The sequence below is a fragment of the Anaeromicropila herbilytica genome (assembly GCF_016591975.1).
GTDB lineage: Bacteria > Bacillota > Clostridia > Lachnospirales > Lachnospiraceae > Anaeromicropila > Anaeromicropila herbilytica.
This window is the reverse complement of the sequence record NZ_AP024169.1, coordinates 3,846,078-3,867,284: the sequence shown is the minus strand read 5'-3', so window position 1 is coordinate 3,867,284 and position 21,207 is coordinate 3,846,078. Positions and strand designations below refer to the sequence as shown.

At 31.5% G+C, this 21,207-nt stretch carries 13 protein-coding genes; 11 read left to right on the top strand and 2 right to left on the bottom strand.

All coding sequences use genetic code 11. The annotated features are described in order from the left end of the window. Positions 1-278 precede the first annotated feature (278 nt). From serC to bsdtb5_RS16650, 9 genes are all read left to right on the top strand, one after another. Complete coding sequence (gene serC, locus bsdtb5_RS16690; RefSeq protein WP_271713107.1) at positions 279-1,361, top strand: 3-phosphoserine/phosphohydroxythreonine transaminase; 1,083 nt, start codon at positions 279-281, stop codon at positions 1,359-1,361. 36 nt (positions 1,362-1,397) lie between these two features. Next, positions 1,398-2,561 carry a phosphoglycerate dehydrogenase gene (locus tag bsdtb5_RS16685; protein ID WP_271713106.1) on the top strand — a complete coding sequence of 388 codons (1,164 nt, stop codon included), beginning with the start codon at positions 1,398-1,400 and terminating at the stop codon, positions 2,559-2,561. 435 nt (positions 2,562-2,996) lie between these two features. Continuing rightward, positions 2,997-4,304, top strand: a complete 1,308-nt coding sequence (locus bsdtb5_RS16680; RefSeq protein ID WP_271713105.1) for a DUF1015 domain-containing protein — start codon at positions 2,997-2,999, stop codon at positions 4,302-4,304. Positions 4,305-4,491: 187 nt separating this feature from the next. Then, positions 4,492-5,430 carry a mannose-6-phosphate isomerase, class I gene (manA, locus tag bsdtb5_RS16675; protein WP_271713104.1) on the top strand — a complete coding sequence of 313 codons (939 nt, stop codon included), beginning with the start codon at positions 4,492-4,494 and terminating at the stop codon, positions 5,428-5,430. A 58-nt stretch (positions 5,431-5,488) separates the two neighbouring features. Continuing rightward, a complete protein-coding gene (locus bsdtb5_RS16670; RefSeq protein ID WP_271713103.1) occupies positions 5,489-6,136 on the top strand; it encodes a YesL family protein in 648 nt (215 codons plus the stop codon). Between the two features lie 142 nt (positions 6,137-6,278). Then, on the top strand, positions 6,279-9,164 hold the full coding sequence (glgB, locus tag bsdtb5_RS16665; RefSeq protein ID WP_271713102.1) for a 1,4-alpha-glucan branching protein GlgB: 2,886 nt from the start codon (positions 6,279-6,281) through the stop codon (positions 9,162-9,164). 1 nt (position 9,165) lies between these two features. Continuing rightward, a complete protein-coding gene (locus bsdtb5_RS16660) occupies positions 9,166-10,128 on the top strand; it encodes a mechanosensitive ion channel family protein (protein ID WP_271713101.1) in 963 nt (320 codons plus the stop codon). A 564-nt stretch (positions 10,129-10,692) separates the two neighbouring features. After that, on the top strand, positions 10,693-12,807 hold the full coding sequence (locus tag bsdtb5_RS16655; RefSeq protein ID WP_271713100.1) for a glutamine synthetase III family protein: 2,115 nt from the start codon (positions 10,693-10,695) through the stop codon (positions 12,805-12,807). A gap of 441 nt (positions 12,808-13,248) precedes the next feature. Beyond that, positions 13,249-15,315 (top strand): methyl-accepting chemotaxis protein, encoded by a 2,067-nt coding sequence (locus tag bsdtb5_RS16650; protein WP_271713099.1) that lies wholly within the window; start codon positions 13,249-13,251, stop codon positions 15,313-15,315. 59 nt (positions 15,316-15,374) lie between these two features. On the opposite strand, the gene argH is transcribed toward bsdtb5_RS16650, so the two are convergent. Next, positions 15,375-16,748, bottom strand: a complete 1,374-nt coding sequence (argH, locus tag bsdtb5_RS16645; protein ID WP_271713098.1) for an argininosuccinate lyase — start codon at positions 16,746-16,748, stop codon at positions 15,375-15,377. A gap of 235 nt (positions 16,749-16,983) precedes the next feature. Further along, a complete protein-coding gene (locus bsdtb5_RS16640) occupies positions 16,984-18,210 on the bottom strand; it encodes a chloride channel protein (protein WP_271713097.1) in 1,227 nt (408 codons plus the stop codon). A gap of 254 nt (positions 18,211-18,464) precedes the next feature. On the opposite strand from bsdtb5_RS16640, the gene bsdtb5_RS16635 reads away from it, so the two are divergent. Both bsdtb5_RS16635 and bsdtb5_RS16630 read left to right on the top strand, forming a co-directional pair. Beyond that, the gene (locus bsdtb5_RS16635; protein WP_271713096.1) at positions 18,465-19,973 is read left to right on the top strand and encodes a carboxypeptidase M32; all 1,509 of its coding nucleotides are present in this window, start codon (positions 18,465-18,467) and stop codon (positions 19,971-19,973) included. A gap of 262 nt (positions 19,974-20,235) precedes the next feature. Next, the gene (locus bsdtb5_RS16630; protein ID WP_271713095.1) at positions 20,236-21,123 is read left to right on the top strand and encodes a pentapeptide repeat-containing protein; all 888 of its coding nucleotides are present in this window, start codon (positions 20,236-20,238) and stop codon (positions 21,121-21,123) included. Positions 21,124-21,207: the final 84 nt, after the last annotated feature.

Genomic DNA, 21,207 nt, shown 5'->3' with positions numbered 1-21,207 from the left:
TACTAATAATAAAGCTAACTAAAATATAAGAAAAAACCTTAGAAATTATAATGATGTTGCTTAGCTCTACATTAGCAGTTAACAAAGTGCTGTTATACACATTACGAAAAAATATATAATCTGCAAATAATAAAAAAATTATAGACTTCATATTTTTTTCTAGAGAAATAGGTTGACTTCGATATACTTTCGTCTTATAATCAGTCTATGCATTAATGTAGTAAAGCATTAAAAATTTACAGTGCAAGTTCGAAGCAAAATAAAGGAGGATTCACAACGTGGGAAGAATATATAATTTTTCAGCAGGTCCAGCTGTACTACCTGAAGAAGTATTAAAAGAAGCAGCAGACGAAATGTTAGACTATAAGGGTACTGGAATGTCGGTAATGGAGATGAGTCACAGATCGAAAGCATTCGAATCGATTATTGGTGAAGCAGAACAAGACCTAAGAGATCTAATGAATATTCCAGATAATTATAAAGTATTATTCTTACAGGGTGGAGCTTCGCAACAATTTGCAATGATTCCTATGAATCTTATGAAGAATAAAGTGGCGGATTATATCATTACTGGTCAATGGGCAAAGAAAGCATTCCAAGAAGCAAAAATCTATGGAACAGCAAAAGCCATTGCATCAAGTGAAGATAAAACTTTTTCTTATATTCCTGATTGTTCTGATCTTGACATAGATGAGGATGCTGACTACGTATATATCTGTGAGAATAACACAATCTATGGAACCAAATTCAAGACACTTCCTAATACCAAAGGAAAACCATTAGTAGCGGACGTATCCTCTTGTTTCTTATCTGAACCTGTGGATGTAACGAAATATGGATTAATCTATGGTGGTGTTCAAAAGAACGTTGGACCAGCTGGTGTAGTTATTGCGATTATTCGTGAAGATCTAATAACAGAGGATACACTTCCTGGAACACCTACTATGTTAAAATATAAGATTCATGATGACAATAAATCTTTATACAATACACCTCCAGCATATGGTATCTACATCTGTGGTAAAGTGTTTAAATGGTTAAAGAAAAATGGCGGACTTGAAGCCATGAAAGAATTAAATGAAAAGAAAGCAAAGATTCTTTATGATTACTTAGATCAAAGTAGTATGTTCAAAGGAACAGTAAGAAAAGAAGATCGTTCACTTATGAATGTACCATTTGTAACAGGTAATGATGAGTTGGATGCTAAATTCGTAAAAGAAGCAAAAGCAGCAGGCTTTGAAAACTTAAAAGGACACCGTTCAGTTGGAGGCATGAGAGCAAGTATCTATAATGCTATGCCAATCGAAGGTGTTGAAAAGTTAGTTGAATTTATGAAGAAATTTGAAGCAGATAATAAGTAATTTACACGTTGCCAGATGCGACAGATGGGAGCCTTTATGTATAAAGTGAATTGCCTCAATCCTATTGCTAATGTAGGATTAGACCTTTTTGATAATCAATATGAAACAGTAAAAGAATTAAATCAAGCAGATGCTGTACTTGTACGTAGTGCAGCAATGCACGATCTAGAATTACCAGAAACCTTAAAAGCAATTGCCAGAGCAGGCGCAGGGGTGAATAATATTCCATTAGAGGAATGTGCGAAAAAGGGTATTGTAGTGTTTAATACACCTGGAGCGAATGCAAATGGTGTTAAAGAATTAGTAATCGCAGGATTAATGCTTGCAGCAAGGGATGTTGTTGGTGGTATTAATTGGGTTCAGACAGTAAAAGAGGATGAAAACGTAGCAAAGCTTGTTGAAAAACAAAAATCTCAATTTGCTGGAACTGAAATCCAAGGTAAAAAATTAGGTGTTATCGGTCTTGGTGCCATCGGAGTATTAGTTGCAAATGCAGCGAATCGTCTGGGGATGCAAGTATATGGTTGCGATCCTTATATCTCAGTGGATGCAGCATGGAATCTATCTAGGGATATTACTCATGTAAAGAATATTGAAGATATCTATAGAGAATGTGACTATATAACAGTACATGTTCCACTACTTGATAATACCAAAGGAATGATTAATAAAGATACGATTGCATTAATGAAGAATGGAGTTGTTGTTCTTAACTTCGCAAGAGATTTGCTTGTAAATGACAATGACATAGAAGAAGCTTTACAATCAGGAAAAGTGAAAAAGTATGTTACGGACTTCCCTAATGCTAAGACAGCAGGTATGGCAGGAGTAATTGCTCTACCTCACCTTGGAGCTTCCACAGAAGAGTCAGAAGATAACTGTGCAGTAATGGCAGTAAAAGAAATCAGAGATTATCTTGAAAATGGTAATATAAAGAACTCTGTAAATTATCCTGCTTGTGATGCTGGAGTATGTACATCAGTTTCACGTATAACAGTAAATCATAGGAACATACCAAATATGATTACGCAATTTACGGGTGTTTTGTCAGAAGAAAATATTAACATATCAAATATGATTAATAAGAGTAAAGGGGAATTCGCTTATACAGTATTTGATATTGAAGTAACAGCAACAAAAGAGATTGTAGAAAAAATTGAAGCAATCCAAGGAGTATTAAAGGTACGAATCATTAAATAAGAGGAATATAAAAGGACAGGATATTTTGGGGAAACCTAAAACATCCTGTCTTTTTGACTTTTTAGGATTGATAGTTTATTTACTATATTTAACATGAATGATATAATATGAGTTGCCCGACAAATGACCTGTTTGGGAGGTTGTCTAGGTAATTTGCACAAAACAGAAAAACTCATGCTTCATTGAATATGTATAAGAAGATCTAGTTCTCAGATCATTTCATGTAAAACATATGCTAAGACAGATAACTCGCTTCGCTCAGACAGATCTGTCCTAGCATATAACACGAAATGATCCGAGAACAAGATTTTCTAATACATGTTCAAAGGCGCATTCATTTTTTCTGTTTTGTGCAAATTGCCAGGCTAGATTCTGAAACAGGTCATTTGTCGGGCAACTCATAATATCATCTAATAAATAAAGGAGGTTTCGTGCATGGCAGATATTAGACCATTTTCCAGTATCAGACCAAAGGAGCATCTAGCTGAAAGAGTTGCTGCATTACCATATGATGTATACTCAAGAGAAGAAGCTAGAAAAGAAGTCATAAGAGAGCCTATCTCATTTTTAAAAATCGATCGCGCAGACACTCAGTTTCATGATTCTATCAGTATGTATGATGAGAGGGTGTATTATAAAGCTAAGGATATCTTAAATCAGATGATAGAAGAGGGAATCTTTATCGAAGATTCAACAGAGTGCTATTACATCTATGAGCTGATTATGGAGGGTAGACACCAGACGGGAATAGTAGGATGTGTGTCCATTGATGATTATCTAAATCATACGATAAAAAAACATGAAGATACTAGAGAAGATAAAGAAATAGACCGAATCAATCATATTGATGTATGTAATGCACAAACAGGTCCTATCTTTTTAGCCTACCGTAATAATAACAAATTGACTAAAATAACATCTGATATTAAGAAACAAGACTGCTTATATTCATTTGAAAGTACCGATCATATTCATCATAATGCTTGGAGGGTATCGAACCCAGATGTAATAAAAGAGATAAAAGGAATCTTTAGCGAAATGAAGCAAATCTATATAGCAGATGGTCACCATCGTGCTGCTTCTGCAGTTAAAGTGGGATTAAAGAGAAGAAAAGAAGAGGAAAATTCGAAGTTAGAAAGTCAGTCGATAAAGCTAGAATCGGATTATTTTCTATCTGTACTTTTTCCTGATAATGAACTTATGATATATCCCTATTACCGTGTAGTTAAAGATTTGAATGGATTATCGAAGGATGATTTCCTACAAGAGGTAAAGAAAAGCTTTGATATCTTGGATTGTGGAGATAAAGAGTATCAACCAGATTCAAAGCTGAGTTATGGTATGTATATAGATGATCATTGGTATCGTTTATCATTTAAAAAGGAACAATTAGATAGTATTGAAAATGAATATAATAAGGAAGAGAAAATCATAAAAACACTTAATGTATCGATATTACAGAATTTTATTTTAAGTCCAATTCTCGGAATTACAGATCCAAGGATTGATAAAAGAATTGATTTTGTCGGCGGGATAAGAGGAACAAAGGAATTAGAAAAAAGGGTAAAGGAGGATATGGTGGTAGCTTTTACACTTTATCCAACATCAATAGAGGAGTTGTTCATGGTAGCAGATCTAGGTAAACGAATGCCACCTAAGTCCACTTGGTTTGAACCAAAATTAAGGAGTGGTTTATTCCTACATTCAATTAATAGTAAAGAGACAAATCAATCTAAGGAATAATTATTTTCTTATAAAATATTACTTGAACTTATTTCGAAGCTTGTATAAAGAATATTATAGTGCAAAATAAATAAAAATGTAAACTAAAAGTGAAATATTGTTGCATTTATTGTGAATTTTTATTATGATTAAATTAGAAGAGTTTATAATTTAATCATAATGAAAATTCAAACGAAGGAGATGCCTTATGAAAGAAATACTATTTTTAGATCCAGTGATGAAAGAGATGATATGGGGAGGAAATCGATTGTCAAAAGATTTCCATTATAATATTCCAAGTGATAAAACGGGAGAATGCTGGGCTGTAAGTGCACATGCTAATGGAGATTGTGTTGTAAAAAGTGGTACTTATGAAGGAAGAAAGCTAAGTGATATATGGAAAAAGGAAAAAGATCTTTTTGGAAATGTAAATGGAGATACTTTTCCGCTTCTTGTCAAGATTATAGATGCAAAAGAGGATCTAAGCATTCAAGTTCATCCAGATGATACTTACGCAAAGCAGAATGAGAATGGCTCTCTAGGAAAGACAGAATGTTGGTATATACTAGATTGCGATGAGGGAGCTCAGATTGTTATAGGGCATAATGCGTCAAGTAAAGATGAACTTAAGAAGATGATTGAAGATAAGGCATGGAATGATTTAATCAAAGTACAACCTATTAAAAAAGGTGATTTTTTTCAGATTACACCAGGGACGGTACATGCAATTAAAGGTGGTACGTTAATATTAGAAACGCAACAAAATAGTGATATTACATATCGTTTATATGATTATGATAGATTGCAGAATGGAAAACCAAGAGAATTACATTTAGAGAAGAGCATAGATGTAATAACTTGTCCATTTGAAGAAGTAAAGCCACTACGAGAGACTATAACAATTGAGAATAATACGATTGAAAAATTAATTCAATGTGAGTATTATGAAGTAAGTAAGATTGATGTTAATGGAGAGATTTCCCTACCTGCAAAAGAACCTTTTACAATTATGAGTGTAATTGGAGGAGAAGGCTTAATAGACAATGTTAAGATTTCAAAAGGTGATCATTTCATTTTGTCATCAGGCTATGGAGAGTATACATTAGAAGGAAACCTTAGTATTATATCATCAAATATGATACACTAAAGGTAACCTAAGTTCCAAAATACTTAAAATAAACGATAGAAGAGATAGGAGAATATTTATGGGGAATTTATTTAACTTGGAAGGCGGATTAATGACAGGCTTATCAAAGGTATTTGATATCTTTTATCTAAGCATTTTATGGTTGATTACGTCAATACCTATAGTAACAATTGGTGCTTCAACAACAGCTTTATATTATGGGGTAGTAAAAGTAATACGACATGAGAGAGGCTACTTAACCAAAGAATATTTTCGTTCCTTTAAAGCTAACTTTATCACTGGAACGATACTATGGCTTATTATATTGTTATTTGGTTCTTTGTTATATCTTAATATGAGACTTGCAGTTAAAATGGGAGGGACACAAGGATATATTCTCATCTGCATTTACCGAGCAATGTTCTTCATCTTGTTATGTGTTAGCGTTTATATATTCCCTAATCTTTCGAGATTTACAATGAGAAAAAGACAATTGATTCATACTTCATTTTTCATGGCTATGAAACATCTTCCTACTACCATTGTTTTAGTTGTTATTGTGGTAGTTAGCTATTATGTAATTCGAATTATACCAATTACTGTATCTTTTTTACCAGCACTTAGTTGTTTACTATTTTCATTTTTAATGGAGCGAGTTTTGAAAAAATATATGCCAAAAAAAGAAGATGGTAATGATGAATCTGCTGATGAGTGGTACCTTGAATAAATTGTTGAAAAATTAGCTATATGAGTGATAAAATTTAGCAATTTAATAATTGTAATCTAATACGAATAATGTTACAATAAAATTCATTAGGAAAAATATGGTAATTACTTAACCGTATTATGATTTCAAGGAGGAGTTATAAATGGATGAAAAGCTATATAATTTGTGCAATTGGGGCGAAATAGAAGCGATTGTTTATTCGGAACATGATGATCCGCATAAAATATTAGGCCCTCAGATTACAGAAGAAGGCATTTTAATCAATACATTTATACCAACTGCAATTTCAATAGAGGTTAAAGTTGCTAAAACAGAGAAGAAATATGTAATGGAGCGTGTGGATGAAGCAGGTTTTTATGCAGTTCTAGTTCCAGGTAAAAAAATATTTAGCTATACTTATTGTGTTACATTTGATAATCAGACAGAGATTGAGATCTCTGATCCATATGCATTTAAGTCTAGTATCACTGAAACTGATATCAGCAGATTTTCTAACGGAATTCATTATAATGTGTATGATAAATTAGGTGCTCATGTAACTGAAATGAAGGGAGTAAAAGGCGTTTCATTTGCAGTATGGGCACCAAATGCAATTAGAGTTAGTGTTGTTGGTGATTTTAATTTATGGGATGGAAGAAGACATCCTATGAGAAGATTAGGAACATCAGGTATATTTGAATTATTTATACCAAATATTAACGAGGGAGAGCTGTATAAGTTCGAACTTAAGTTAAAAGGTGGATTAGTAATCTTAAAATCTGATCCATATGCTTATTACTCCGAATTAAGACCAAATACAGCTTCCATTGTATATGATATCAATAAATATGAATGGAATGATGATAATTGGCTTGAAAAAAGAAAAAAAGTAGATCATGAAAAGCAGCCTTTGTTAATCTATGAAGTTCATTTAGGATCTTGGATTCAAAAAGAGGATAAAGATGATCCATTTTATAATTATCGAGAGTTAGCTGTTCGGTTGTGTGATTATGTAAAAGAGATGGGATATACGCATATTGAACTTATGCCAATCATGGAACATCCTTTTGATGCTTCATGGGGCTATCAAGTTACGGGGTATTATGCTGCTACGTCTCGTTATGGCACGCCAGAGGATTTTATGTATTTTATGGACTATATGCACCAACATGGAATTGGTGTTATATTAGATTGGGTACCTGCACATTTTCCAAGAGATACTTTTGCATTGTCTAATTTTGATGGAACCTGCTTATATGAACATCTTGATCCAAGACAGGGATCGCATCCTCATTGGGGGACTTTAATCTTCAACTATGGAAGACCACAAGTAGCTAATTTCTTGATTGCAAATGCCAACTTTTGGGTAGAGAAATATCATGCTGATGGTATCAGGATGGATGCAGTAGCATCGATGCTCTATCTTGATTATGGTAAAAAGCATGGTGAATGGGTTGCCAATATATATGGTGGAAATGAAAATCTGGAAGCCATAGAGATGTTAAAAAAATTGAATTCATTATTTAGAAGTAAAAAAAATGGTGCAATTCTCATTGCAGAAGAATCAACAGCTTGGCCACAGATTACCGATGCGGTTGAAAATAATGGACTAGGTTTTCAATATAAATGGAATATGGGATGGATGAATGATTTTATCAATTATATGAAATGTGATCCTTTATTTCGTAAAGGTCGTCAGAATGAATTAACCTTTAGTATGGTATATGCTTATAGTGAAAAATTTATTTTGGTATTATCTCATGATGAAGTAGTTCACGAAAAAGGTTCTATGATCAATAAAATGCCGGGAGATATGGAACATAAATTTAATAATTTAAGAGTAGCATATGCTTATATGATGGCTCATCCAGGAAAGAAATTATTATTTATGGGTCAAGAATTTGCTCAATATAATGAATGGAATGAAGATAAAGGTTTAGATTGGTACCTTCTAGATCAAGATAAGAATCAGGAAATGAAGAATTATGTTAAAGATTTGAATTGGTTTTATCAAAAGCATCCTGCTCTTTATAAAAAGGATTTTTCTATGGAGGGCTTTGAATGGATAAATAACATGGATAGCGATAGAAGTATTCTATCCTTTTTACGTAAAGCCGATCACAAAGAAGATACATTATTAATTGTATGTAATTTTACTCCTGTTGTATATGAAGACTATATCGTAGGTGTACCTTTTAAAGGAAAGTATAAAGAGATATTTAGTAGCGATAAAGTGGAATATGGTGGTAAAGGCAATTTGAATCCACGATCGAAAGTAGCGAAAGATACAGAGGCAGATGAAAGAGAGTATTCCATTGCAATTACTGTACCTCCAATGGGTATGACAATATTTAGTTGTACACCAGAAGAAGTAACGATTACAAAGTCGAAAGTAAGAAGAAAAAAAGAAGTCATAACTAATAATAAATTAGAAGTAATGAATGAAAAAAAAGAGAACTTAGAGTCTGAAAGTGTAATAATTGATACAGAAGATAATATTGATGAAAATAGCACTATAGATGTAGATGAAGTAAGAGTTGATAAAGAGTTAGACATTGATACTGAGATAGCAGTTTCTGAAAATGAATCTATAAAAGCGAATGTCACTAATTCTAATGAAAATAAGGAAATAGAATTAGAAATCGAGAGAGAAACAAATGTAAACGAAGCAAATAAAAAAGAAATATCCAAAAGCAAAGCAAGTAAAAAAGAAACGATTAAAAAAGAAACAAGTAAAAGGCAAACGGGAAAAAAAGAAATAAATAGAAAAGCATCAAATAGAAAATCAACAAGTAATAAAGAAACAAGTAATAAAGATACAAATAAAAAAGGAACAAGCAGAAAAGCAAATAAAAACATAAATAAAGAAATAACGAATATCAAGAATGAACAAAAGGACGCAATAGAGCTAGATACAAAAGTAGAAGATATAACCAGTTATAGAGATAAAAATGATACCAATAGAGAAATTCAGATAGAAACAGTGAATAATAACTACGAAGATAATGTCGATAGTGATGGAGTAACAAATATTACTACGGAGGAATAGAATGTTTTATAATTTAGGCATAAGAGTATTAGGGGAAACAAAAGGTACAGAAACAACAAAAGTAATAACAGAGCAAACAACCGATTTCGTTACAAGAATTGAAAAAATGATTCCAGATAATCTTTTAGAAATTACAATAATTTTTGGTTTAAAAATAATTTTTTCACTACTAGTATGGTACATTGGAAATAAAATTGTTAAGTTACTAATGAAGCTCTTTGAACATTCACTTGAAAGAGCGCAGATAGAAATTAGTGTTTCGCAGTTTTTAAAGGCATTAGTTCGAATCGGATTAAAAGCTATGCTGTTAATTATTATTTTCTTTGTAATTTTAGGTATAAAGAGTACTTCATTTGTAGCTTTAGTTGGTTCAGCTGGTTTAACACTTGGTTTAGCTTTGCAGGGTAGTTTATCTAATTTTGCGGGTGGAGTCTTAATCTTAATAGTGAAACCATTTAAAGTAGGGGACTATATTATTGAGAAAAATGCAAATAATGAAGGAACAGTTACAGCAATTGATATTTTTTATACAAAGCTTCTAACGATTGATAATAAAATGGTTGTAATACCGAATGGAGCATTGTCTAATTCAAGTATTATTAATGTTACAAACGAGGCAGTTCGTAGACTTGATATTAACGTATTGGTAAATTATTCCGAAAACATTGATAAAGTAAAAGGAATTTTATCGGATATCGCTTGTCAGAACGAAATGGTATTGAAAGATCATGATATATTAGTTTTTGTAAATAGTTTTGATCCAAGTGCTATTAATATTGGAATGAGAGCTTGGGTAATGCAAGAAAATTATTATTTATTAAAATGGGAGATGCTTGAAAAGATTAAAAAAGCATTTGACGAAAATAATATTACAATTCCATTTGATCAATTGGATGTTAATATACGAGATAGAGCTACAAATCAAATGGTATTAGATAATATTTTAGAAAGCAAGGATCATTGATAATAATAAATATTTAGGTAGCATTATGAACTCTTTATCAAGTTAAAATGTTAATAAGGTAAAACATACAAAAAATAATTTATTTTTTAAAGTTTTTTGTAAAATATAATAAAAAATCAAAATAATAAAAAAAATACTTTCTTTTTAGCTAAAAAAGTGTTATCTTACTTATAGGCGAATATAGAAGAATCGTTTGGAACAAAGGTGTTCTCAAATTTTATTTGAGGACACCTTTTTTCATTTATATAAAAATTCTTCGAATTTCCTATAAATTAAATAGCACTCCGTGCAGGATGCACACAAGCGCGAATGGAAGATGTCGCAGACCGCGCTTGGCGCGAGAGTTTGCATTGCAAACTCTTAGTTCTATTACAAGAGATATAAATGTTTTACACTAGAATCGATGCATAAGTTGATTTAAACAGAATCATCTGCATTATTAACATACCAGATAGTATGAATAGAATAGTTACTATATCAAAATCAAAAATCTGGTGAATAATTAACTTAGATTTATATAATAATTTTAATGAATAAAGAAATATGGAAGGATGGATTTATCTTATGGCAGAAAAATTTTCATTAACTGAACTTTTTGGAAGCAAAGTATTCAATGATTCTACAATGAAAGAACGTTTACCAAAAAAAGTATACGCTGAGCTTAAAAAGACAATTGAAAACGGAGAAGATCTAAACCCTGAAATTGCTGATGTAGTAGCTAACGCTATGAAAGATTGGGCAATTGAGAATGGAGCTACTCATTATACACATTGGTTCCAACCAATGACTGGTATTACTGCTGAAAAACATGATTCCTTTATTAATCCAACAAAAGATGGCGGAATCTTAATGGAATTCTCAGGAAAAGAATTGATTAAAGGTGAACCAGATGCATCCTCTTTCCCAAACGGTGGTATTAGAGCAACTTTCGAAGCTAGAGGATATACAGCTTGGGATTGTACATCACCAGCTTTCTTAAGAGAAGATGCAGCAGGTGTTACACTTTGCATACCAACAGCATTCTGTTCTTATACAGGTGAAGCTCTTGATAAGAAGACTCCATTACTTCGTTCTATGGAAGCTATCAGTAAAGAAGCAACTCGCGTTCTTCATTTATTTGGTCATGATGAAGTGAAAAATGTTTCAACTTCTGTAGGTCCAGAACAAGAATATTTCTTAGTAGATAAAGATAAGTATTTAAAGAGAGAAGATTTAATCTTTACAGGCCGTACTTTATTTGGTGCAATGCCTCCTAAAGGACAAGAATTAGATGATCACTATTTCGGTAGTATTAAAGAAAGAATCGCTTCTTTCATGAAAGAGCTTAATATTGAATTATGGAAACTTGGTGTAACAGCTAAGACTCAACATAATGAAGTTGCTCCAGCTCAACATGAATTGGCTCCAATCTATGCAACAGCTAATATTGCAGTAGATCATAACCAATTAGTTATGGAAACAATGAAAAAAGTTGCAAAACGTCATGACTTAGAATGTTTATTACATGAAAAACCATTTGCAGGTGTTAATGGATCTGGTAAGCACAACAACTGGTCAATGGTTACAAATACAGGTAAGAATTTATTAGAGCCAGGTAAGACACCTCATGAAAATGCTCAATTCTTATTAATCTTATCTGCTATAATCAAAGCTGTAGATGTACATTCTGATTTGCTACGTTTATCAGCAGCTAACCCAGGAAATGATCATAGACTAGGAGCAAACGAAGCACCTCCAGCTATCATCTCTATTTTCCTTGGAGAACAATTAGAAGATATCGTGAATCAAATTATTGCAACTGGATCAGCTACAACTTCAAAACAAGGTGGCAAATTAGATATTGGTGTACATACACTACCAAATCTACAAAAAGATGCTACTGATAGAAACCGTACTTCACCATTTGCATTTACAGGTAACAAATTTGAATTTAGAATGGTTGCTTCTTCTATGTCAGTTGCGGGTGCTAATACAGTTCTTAACACCATCGTTGCAGATGTATTATCTGAGATTGCAGATGAATTAGAAAAAGCTACTGATTTTAATGCAGCAGTACAAGAATTAATAAAGAAGACATTAACAGATCATCAAAGAGTTATCTTTAATGGTAACGGATATTCTGATGAATGGGTTGTTGAAGCTGAAAAGAGAGGCTTACCAAACATTAAATCAATGGTAGAAGCTGTTCCTGCATTAACAACTGATAAAGCAATCAAAGTATTTGGTAAGCATAATGTATTATCAAAAGTTGAACTTGAATCAAGAGAAGAGATTCACTATGAAGCATATGCTAAAGCTATTAACATTGAAGCTAGAACAATGATTGAAATGGTTAATAAGAAATATATTCCAGCTATTATCAAATTTACTTCTAACCTTGCAGCTTCAATCAATGCTGTAAAAGCAGCTGTTCCAACTGCTGATGTATCAGTTCAAGCTGATTTACTTACAAAAGCTTCTGAATTATTAGTTGCTGCTAAAACTGCAGTAGTTAAATTAGAAGAAATTACTGATAAAGCAGCAGCAATTGAATCACCAGAAGAACAAGCAAAAGCATATAGAAACACTGTATTTTCAGCTATGGCTGAATTAAGAGCACCAATCGATGCATTAGAATTAATCGTTGATAAAGAGGTATGGCCAGTACCTACTTATGGTGATTTACTATTTGAAGTTTAATTTATCAATTCATATTGATAGTTAAATACCAATTAATATAATTGGGAATAAATTTACTCTTTCTACTTTAATAAGGGTCTATAAATAACAGAATGTTATTTATAGACCCTTTTCTCAATTCTATGGGGAAATTCACTTGATGCCATAGCAATGAACTAATTGCACAATTTAGTTATGCAAATTTAGAATAAAAGTAAATTATTTTGCATTATAAATACAATCTAACTGAAATATAAATTTAATATCAATGCATTAAATAGTGTCGAATGCAGTCAAAAATGGTTGTAACTTCCTAGAAATAGTGGTATTATGAAATAGATAATATTACTAAATAACAGATAATATTGCATAATTAATAAAATATTTACCATATGAATATTATCTAAAACAAATTCATAGTGCTTAGTGTACTTAAGATTATTACGAGGAGAAGTGTATAATATGAAAAAAATGAAAAATAAGACAAAGCTTAAACCAAGTAGTATCAAACGAAAAAGTATTAGTGGTAAAAAAAGTAGCATTAAGTATAAAATGATAGGATACATATCTGTATTAATTATTACTATTATTTTAGTACTAACTGTATGTTCACTAAAAGCATCTGAAAATGCACTAATTAAGACTTCAAAAACAATGCTAAAAGCAATTGTTACGGAATCTTCAAAGGTAATTGAATCAAGAGTAAACGAACAATTATCAATAGTTCAACAGATTGCTAACTCACCAGATGTATCAGATCCAATGGTGCCTACGGTAAATAAGTTACAAAATTTACAAGATGAAATTGTTAGATATAGTTATATGAAAGTTGGAATTGCTGATGCAACTGGAAAAATAATATTCTCTAATAATAAAGATACCGATATTTCAGACAGAGAATATTATAAAAAGGCATTAAGTGGAATTCCAAATGTATCAGACCCATTAATGAGCAAATCAGATAACAAGATGGTAGTTGTTTATGCAGCTCCAATCACACTTCATGGTAGTATTATAGGGGTATTTACTGCCACTAAAGAAAGTTCAGAAGTTAGTTCAATGGTTGATGATATAGCTTTTGGTAAGACTGGAAAAGCATTTATGTTAAATAAAGATGGTGTAAAGATCGCGCACTATAATTCAAAATTAGTTGAGAAACAAGATAATGATTTCGAAAATGTCAAAAAAGATTCTTCATTAAAACAAGTAGTTGCATTAGAAAAGGAAATGGTAAAAGGCAAGACAGGAGTTGGAGAATATAAGTATGGTGGAAATAAAAAGGTTTTAGCATACACATCCGTTCCTAAAACAAATTGGGCACTTGCAGTTACAGTGAATCAATCAGAATTATTATCAACGTTAACTGCACTAAAAATTACAATTGTAGCAGTATCAATTATTGCTTTAATTTTATCAGGAGTACTTATATATGCAATTGCAGATGTTATTATTAAGAATATAAAAACTGCAATTAAATATATAAATCCGATGGCAAATGGAGATTTTTCAAATGAGATTGATCCAAAGTATTTGAAAATAAATGATGAAGTCGGTCAAATGTTAAATGCAATTCATTCAATGCAAGGATCGATTCGAACAATGCTGCAAAAGGTAATAGATAATTCGAAATCAATTGATATGGATGCAACTAGTTTATCTGCGGTATCAGAAGAAATGAATGCCTCTTCAACGATTGTTGCGGAAGCAATCCAAGAGGTAGCAAAAGGTACTATATCACAATCAGATGCTTTAATTACAATAGCAGAAGGCATGAATCAATTTGCATTTAGTGTTGAGAATATCGCAAAAGATATGAATGAAGTCGATCTTAAAGCAAAAGATATTATAGATTTGGCAGAAGAAAGCAATCAGAATATGATGAGTTTATCTAAGTCTGTAGACAATACGAATCACTCCTTTACAAGCTTTGAAAATGGTATTGAAAAGCTTTGGGAGCATATTAACAAGATTAATGATATTACAAATCTTATTAATAATGTATCAGAACAGACGAATCTATTAGCTTTAAATGCTGCGATTGAGGCAGCAAGAGCTGGTGAAGCTGGAAAAGGTTTTGCAGTTGTTGCAGATGAGATTCGAAAGTTAGCAGAACAATCAAGTAATTCAGTGGCTAATATAACAGCTCTCATTGATGCAATCTATGTAGAAAATCAGGAAATGGTGAAGACAACGAAAGAAGTTAGTAAAGAATTCTCGGAACAAGCTGTTGTTATTGATACAACCCTTCAGTCCTTTAATAAAATTGTAGATTCTGTTAAGATTATTATACCTAAGATAGGTAATATCAATACTGCAACAGAAAGCATTAATAAGCAAAAAGATCAGATTATGGGAAGTATTGATGACATCTCAGCAATATCTCAAGAGAATTCAGCTTCAAGTGAAGAAATATCTGCTTCTGCAGAACAGCTTAATAGTTCTTCCGATGAAGTTGCAACATCAGCTGTTAATTTGGGAAGTAGAACAAAAGAAATGTTAGAAGAAGTAAGTAAATTTAAACTTTCATAATAGGAAAGACTCTTTATTCAAGCTGTCTGCTGTATCAGCTATGAATAAAGAGTCTTTTTTTATATATTTAAGTACTCTTTATAAATCTTTAAAACTTTTTCCATAGCGTCCTTGCCAGGTGCACCAATGGTATTACGTTTATTTACACAAGTATCCAGACTGATTGATTCATAAATATCATCTTCAAATACGGGGCTAATTGCTTTGAATTCCTCCAAAGTCATATCATCCAATGAGATATCCTTTTCGATGCAGTAGAGAACTAATCTACCAACAATACCATGAGCATCTCGAAAGGCTACTCCATGGTTTACAAGATAATCAGCAGCATCTGTAGCATTTGTAAATCCATTCTTAGCACTAGACTCCATAATAGTCTTATTAAATTTCATAGTGTCCATCATTCCAGTGAATAAAACAATACATCCTTTCACAGTATCAATGGCATCAAATGTAAGCTCTTTATCTTCTTGCATATCTTTGTTATAAGCAAGTGGTAGACCCTTCATAGTAGTAAGAAGCGATACTAAGGAGCCATAGACACGACCTGTTTTACCACGAATTAATTCAGCTATATCAGGATTCTTCTTCTGGGGCATGATGCTACTTCCAGTACTATATGCATCATCAATCTCGATAAATTGATATTCATTCGAATTCCAGATGATGATTTCTTCTGAGAAACGACTGAGGTGCATCATAATTGTTGATAGTGCATTAAGTAGTTCAATTAAGTAATCTCGATCTGCAACAGAATCCATGCTGTTTAAGGTTGGTCCATCAAAGTGAAGAAGAGAAGCAGTATATTCCCTATCCAAAGGATATGTTGTGCCTGCTAATGCGCCAGAACCAATTGGTGAGTAGTTCATTCTCTTATATATATCGTCTAGTCTTGATTGATCACGTTTAAACATCTCAAAATAAGCACCAATGTGGTGAGCTAAGGTAATTGGTTGTGCTTTTTGAAGATGAGTAAAGCCAGGCATGAATGTATCAATATTATGTTCCATAATATTGTATAAGGTCTTTAAAAGCGTATTCAGCAAATCTTTCATTTCTAAAAGTTCTTCTCTTGTATAAAGTTTCATATCTAAGGCGACTTGATCATTACGACTTCTTCCAGTATGAAGCTTTTTACCAGTATCACCGATTCGTTCTATTAAATGTGCTTCTACAAAGCTATGAATGTCTTCATGCGTACTATCAATCAATAATTTACCAGTTTCAATATCGGTTTTAATATTGTTTAATCCTGATACAATGGTATCTTTCTCAGTATTTGTAAGGATTCCTTGCTTAGCTAACATGGTTACATGAGCTATACTACCATCAATATCCTGCTTGTAGAATTTCTGATCGAAAGAGATGGATGCATTGAAATTATGCACAAGTTTATTTGTTTCTTTTGTAAAACGACCGCCCCAGAGTTTCATATCGAATACCTCATTTCTATTCATTAAAATGTATAATTATAAGTTCTTGACATCTATTTTAATTGTTTTTTACATAATATGCAACAATTAATGAAAAAAAATTCATGATTATATTTATAATCATGAATTTTAAAATGCGATAATCCGGAATAAGGTATCAAAAGTCTTTTATTTTACAAGGTTAATAATTATACAGCGATATACACTCAATACATTAAAATAAGGCTCATAAGTATTATAATTCTTTACGACTTTCTAATACTTTCTGTGAGGTATAGATTGATTTGTTACCACTAAAAAGGTAAGCAATGGAACAGGATAGAAAGAAATAAGGTAGATTCTCATATCCAAATACCTCAACTCCAATAAAGATTGGTGCAATAAAAGTATTCGTTGCTCCAGCAAATACAGAGCTATATCCTAAAGCAGCAACCAATGTGCAAGGTAAACCAAGTAAAGATCCTAATATGACACCTAGACTAGAACCAATGGCAAAGAGGGGTGTTACTTCACCACCCTGAAATCCTGCTGCGAGAGTTACTATTGTTAATACGAATTTGAATAACCAATCATACACATAGATATGATCAGAAGATTTAAGAAAACTATCGTTAATAAGATTAGTTCCAAGTCCAGAATAACGGCCGAAGTGAATCGTAACTAGGGTTATGCTTAAGATAGCACCTATTATAGCTATTTTCATATAAGGATTCGGTAACTTTTTTGTAAGAAATTGCTTCGTATGATTGAGTATATGGGCAAATAACCCACCAACAATTCCAAATAGAATACTTATTATTGAGATTTTAATAATTGTTTCTATATTAAAGACTAAATGAGTCTTTAGGATTACATGAAATTTCTCCAGTCCTAATTGACTGGACGTATAGTTGGATACAAAGGAAGCAATAACAGCAGGCAGTAATGCGTTATACTCGAGTGAGCCTACAACTAACACTTCTAATGCGAAAAATATTGCTGCAATTGGTGTATGAAAAAGCCCAGAGAAGCCAGCAGCCATACCTGTTACAATTAATATTTTTTTACTGTCTTTTATCTTGGTAAGCTTACCTAGATTATCTGCAATAGTAGCACCAATCTGTACCGCAACTCCTTCACGTCCTGCACTACCACCAAAAAGGTGCGTCAACCAGGTACTGATGATAACAAGTGGAACAAGTCTTAATGGAATGCTATCTTCCTCATTATGTGCGACACCAAAGACAAGTGACATACCCTTTATAGAATTTTTACCATACTTTTTATACAGAAATATAATGAAAAGCCCAAGGAAAGGTAGTAAAAAAATTAGCTTTATAAAATTTGCATCTCGAAAAGTTGAAATATTGATTAATATTTTACCGAAGAGACAATCAATAGCACCTGTAATAACTCCGATGATAACTGCTATGATTGCTAGAAGGAAGGAATCTCTATATTGTTCAAAAATCTTTTGTAGCATTTAAATACCTGGCCTTTCAAATGTATTATATCGTTTAAATTTCTGAAAACTTGATCTTTTTATACATACTCAGTGAAGCATGAGTTCTGCAGTTTTGTGCAATTTGCCTAGCAACTCATATTATATAAAAATATAGCATTCCTATTTTTATAAGTCAAATTTATATTTACAACAAAAGTGTAGTTTATAAGAAATATTAATGATATAATGTTAGACATAGTTTTACCAAATATTATAAGAAAAGAGGCTACGATATGAGCAAAACATTTGAACTTTTACAACCGTATTTAGATAAAGACATGGCACTAAATACAGCTTTAACCTTACTTAGTTGGGATATGGAAACTCTAGCACCAAGTGGAGGCATGGATTATACAGCAAAAGCAGTAGGAGTATTGGCATTAGAATCCTTTAATACTTTAATTAATGAAGATGTAAATAGTCTTTTAACAAAATTAGAAACACCAGATGAACAAGCTGGGTTAGATGAAGTAGAGAAAGCTATCGTTAAAAAATTAAGAAAAAATTATAATGATCTAAAAGTTATACCAGCAGAAGAATTCAAAGCTTATAGTGAGCTTCAAGCAACTGCAAGCAATGTATGGGCCCAAGCAAAAGAAAAAAATGATTATAATCATTTTGCGCCTGTTTTAAAGAAATTAATTGATTTTCAACGTAAATTCATTGGTTATCGATATCAAGGGGAAGGAAATCGTTATGATGTTCTATTGGATGACTACGAACCTGGATTTACAGTAGAGATTCTTGATAAATTCTTTAATGAAGTGAAAGAGACAATCATTCCTCTAGTTCAAAAAGTATCTGCTAATAAGGATAAAGTAGATAATTCTTTTAATTATAGAACATATAATATTGAGAAACAAAAAGAGTTCTGTCACTTCATGGCAGAATACATTGGATTTGACTTTAATAGAGGTGTTATCGCGGAAAGTGCACATCCATTTACAACCAATCTACATAACCATGATGTAAGAATTACGAATCACTTTCTTGAAAATAATCTTGAAAGTGCAATATTCTCAGTCATTCATGAGACAGGTCATGCACTATACGAGATGCAGATTGATGATCGATTAACACAAACAGTTCTTGGTAGCGGTACTTCTATGGGAGCTCATGAATCACAATCTAGATTCTTTGAAAATAATATTGCAAAGAGTACGGATTTCTGGTTACCAGTTTATCCAAAATTACAAGAAGCATTTAAAGAAGAGTTAAAAGATGTATCCTTAGAAGATTTTATCAAAGGGATTAATCAATCTACGAATAGCTTAATAAGAACAGAAGCGGATGAACTTACTTATTGTCTACACATATTAATACGTTATGAGATTGAAAAGATGATGTTCAATAATGAAGTAGAAGTGGAAGAGCTTCCTGAGATCTGGAATAAGAAATACGAAGAATACTTAGGCATTAGACCTGAAACAGATTCAGAAGGTGTATTGCAAGATATTCACTGGGCATGTGGTAATTATGGATACTTTGCTTCATATGCTATAGGTAGTGCTGTAGCAGCTCAAATCTATGCTCATATGAATAAAGTAATGCCAGTAGAACAGTATTTAAGAGAAGGTAACTTAACTCCAGTTCGTGAATTCTTAAAAGAAAACATTCATAAATATGGAATGCTTAAGAAAACAAATGAACTTCTAAAAGATATGATGGGTGAAGAACTAAATGCGAAATACTTCACAGATTATTTAACAGAGAAGTTTACAAAATTATATGAGCTAAACTAGTTGTTATTTGGTATGATTGATGGTTAATATAAAGGTTTTTTATACTTAAATTATATAGTTAAAGAATAGAAATATGAATTGAGAAAGTTGTACGAGTAAAAACTTAAAATCGTACAACTTTTATACTTTCGTTAAAAAGTTATTATTAACTACACAAATATAGACTAAACAAAGTTTATTAAAAGGAATGGAGTGGAAAAAACTTGTATTTTATTGTAATATAGTCCTATAATAAAGATAATTAAGTGAGGAGAAGGAAAAAGTGTATCAATATTATATTGGAAAAGAAGAAAAAACCTTTGAGGAAATTTATAAAAGTATTGATAATAACAATCTTATTTTTTCAAATGATTCTTTTGAGCCTCAAAATGCAAATGCAACTTTAAATTTCAATAGATGTACATTTTCAATGGTAAGTTTTCATAATATTGAATTTGATATATCAAATTTTTCGTTTTGTGTATTTATTGGTTGTTACTTCAAATCTAGTAAATTTAGTCGTATTAATTTTAAAAACTGTACTTTTATAGACTGTGGATTTTATGATACCATGTTTGAGAATTTTGAATTTTTTTATTCTGAATGGAATAATTCATATATAAAATTTGAAAATATTAAAAATTCCATTCCATCAGAATATAATTACAGAAAGAAATTTTGCAAAACAATGGCAATTAATTGTATAAAAGCAGGTAATATGGATGAATATAAAAAATATTTTTTTGAAAGCATGAGAGCTAAAGAACTAAATTATAAAGCAATAATACTTAGGGAAGAAAAGTATTATAAAGATAACTATAGTAATTTCGATTCGATAAGATACTCAGTAAAGTTTATGTTCAGTAAAATATCTGGATTAGTATGGGGGTATGGTGAGAGGATATCTAATGTGATTTATAGTATTATTGTTGTTTTATTAATTTATGCTGGAATCTATTATTGTACAAATGATATTACAAATGTAAAAAATATAAATTTAGAAAGTTCTATCTATTTAAGCATTGCATCATTTTTTAATATTAATATTGGTTATAATTTTAATAGTATTAATTTGAAGGTTATATCAATAACAGAATATGTGTTTGGTTTGGTTTTCATAGGTATGGTTGTAACTTATTTATTTAGATATATAGATTCAAGAGAAAAATAATCATTTAGATTATAGACTATAAAAGATAAACCTCTTGATGTTAGACAATTAAATATATACATTAGGAAAAGTCGGGGGAAATTT

Coding starts and splice junctions, on each gene's coding strand:
- bsdtb5_RS16685 (WP_271713106.1), top strand. CDS start 1,398: ATGTATAAAGTGAATTGCCTCAATCCTATTGCTAATGTAGGATTAGAC.
- bsdtb5_RS16680 (WP_271713105.1), top strand. CDS start 2,997: ATGGCAGATATTAGACCATTTTCCAGTATCAGACCAAAGGAGCATCTA.
- manA (WP_271713104.1), top strand. CDS start 4,492: ATGAAAGAAATACTATTTTTAGATCCAGTGATGAAAGAGATGATATGG.
- bsdtb5_RS16670 (WP_271713103.1), top strand. CDS start 5,489: ATGGGGAATTTATTTAACTTGGAAGGCGGATTAATGACAGGCTTATCA.
- glgB (WP_271713102.1), top strand. CDS start 6,279: ATGGATGAAAAGCTATATAATTTGTGCAATTGGGGCGAAATAGAAGCG.
- bsdtb5_RS16660 (WP_271713101.1), top strand. CDS start 9,166: ATGTTTTATAATTTAGGCATAAGAGTATTAGGGGAAACAAAAGGTACA.
- bsdtb5_RS16655 (WP_271713100.1), top strand. CDS start 10,693: ATGGCAGAAAAATTTTCATTAACTGAACTTTTTGGAAGCAAAGTATTC.
- bsdtb5_RS16650 (WP_271713099.1), top strand. CDS start 13,249: ATGAAAAAAATGAAAAATAAGACAAAGCTTAAACCAAGTAGTATCAAA.
- argH (WP_271713098.1), bottom strand. CDS start 16,748: ATGAAACTCTGGGGCGGTCGTTTTACAAAAGAAACAAATAAACTTGTG.
- bsdtb5_RS16640 (WP_271713097.1), bottom strand. CDS start 18,210: ATGCTACAAAAGATTTTTGAACAATATAGAGATTCCTTCCTTCTAGCA.
- bsdtb5_RS16635 (WP_271713096.1), top strand. CDS start 18,465: ATGAGCAAAACATTTGAACTTTTACAACCGTATTTAGATAAAGACATG.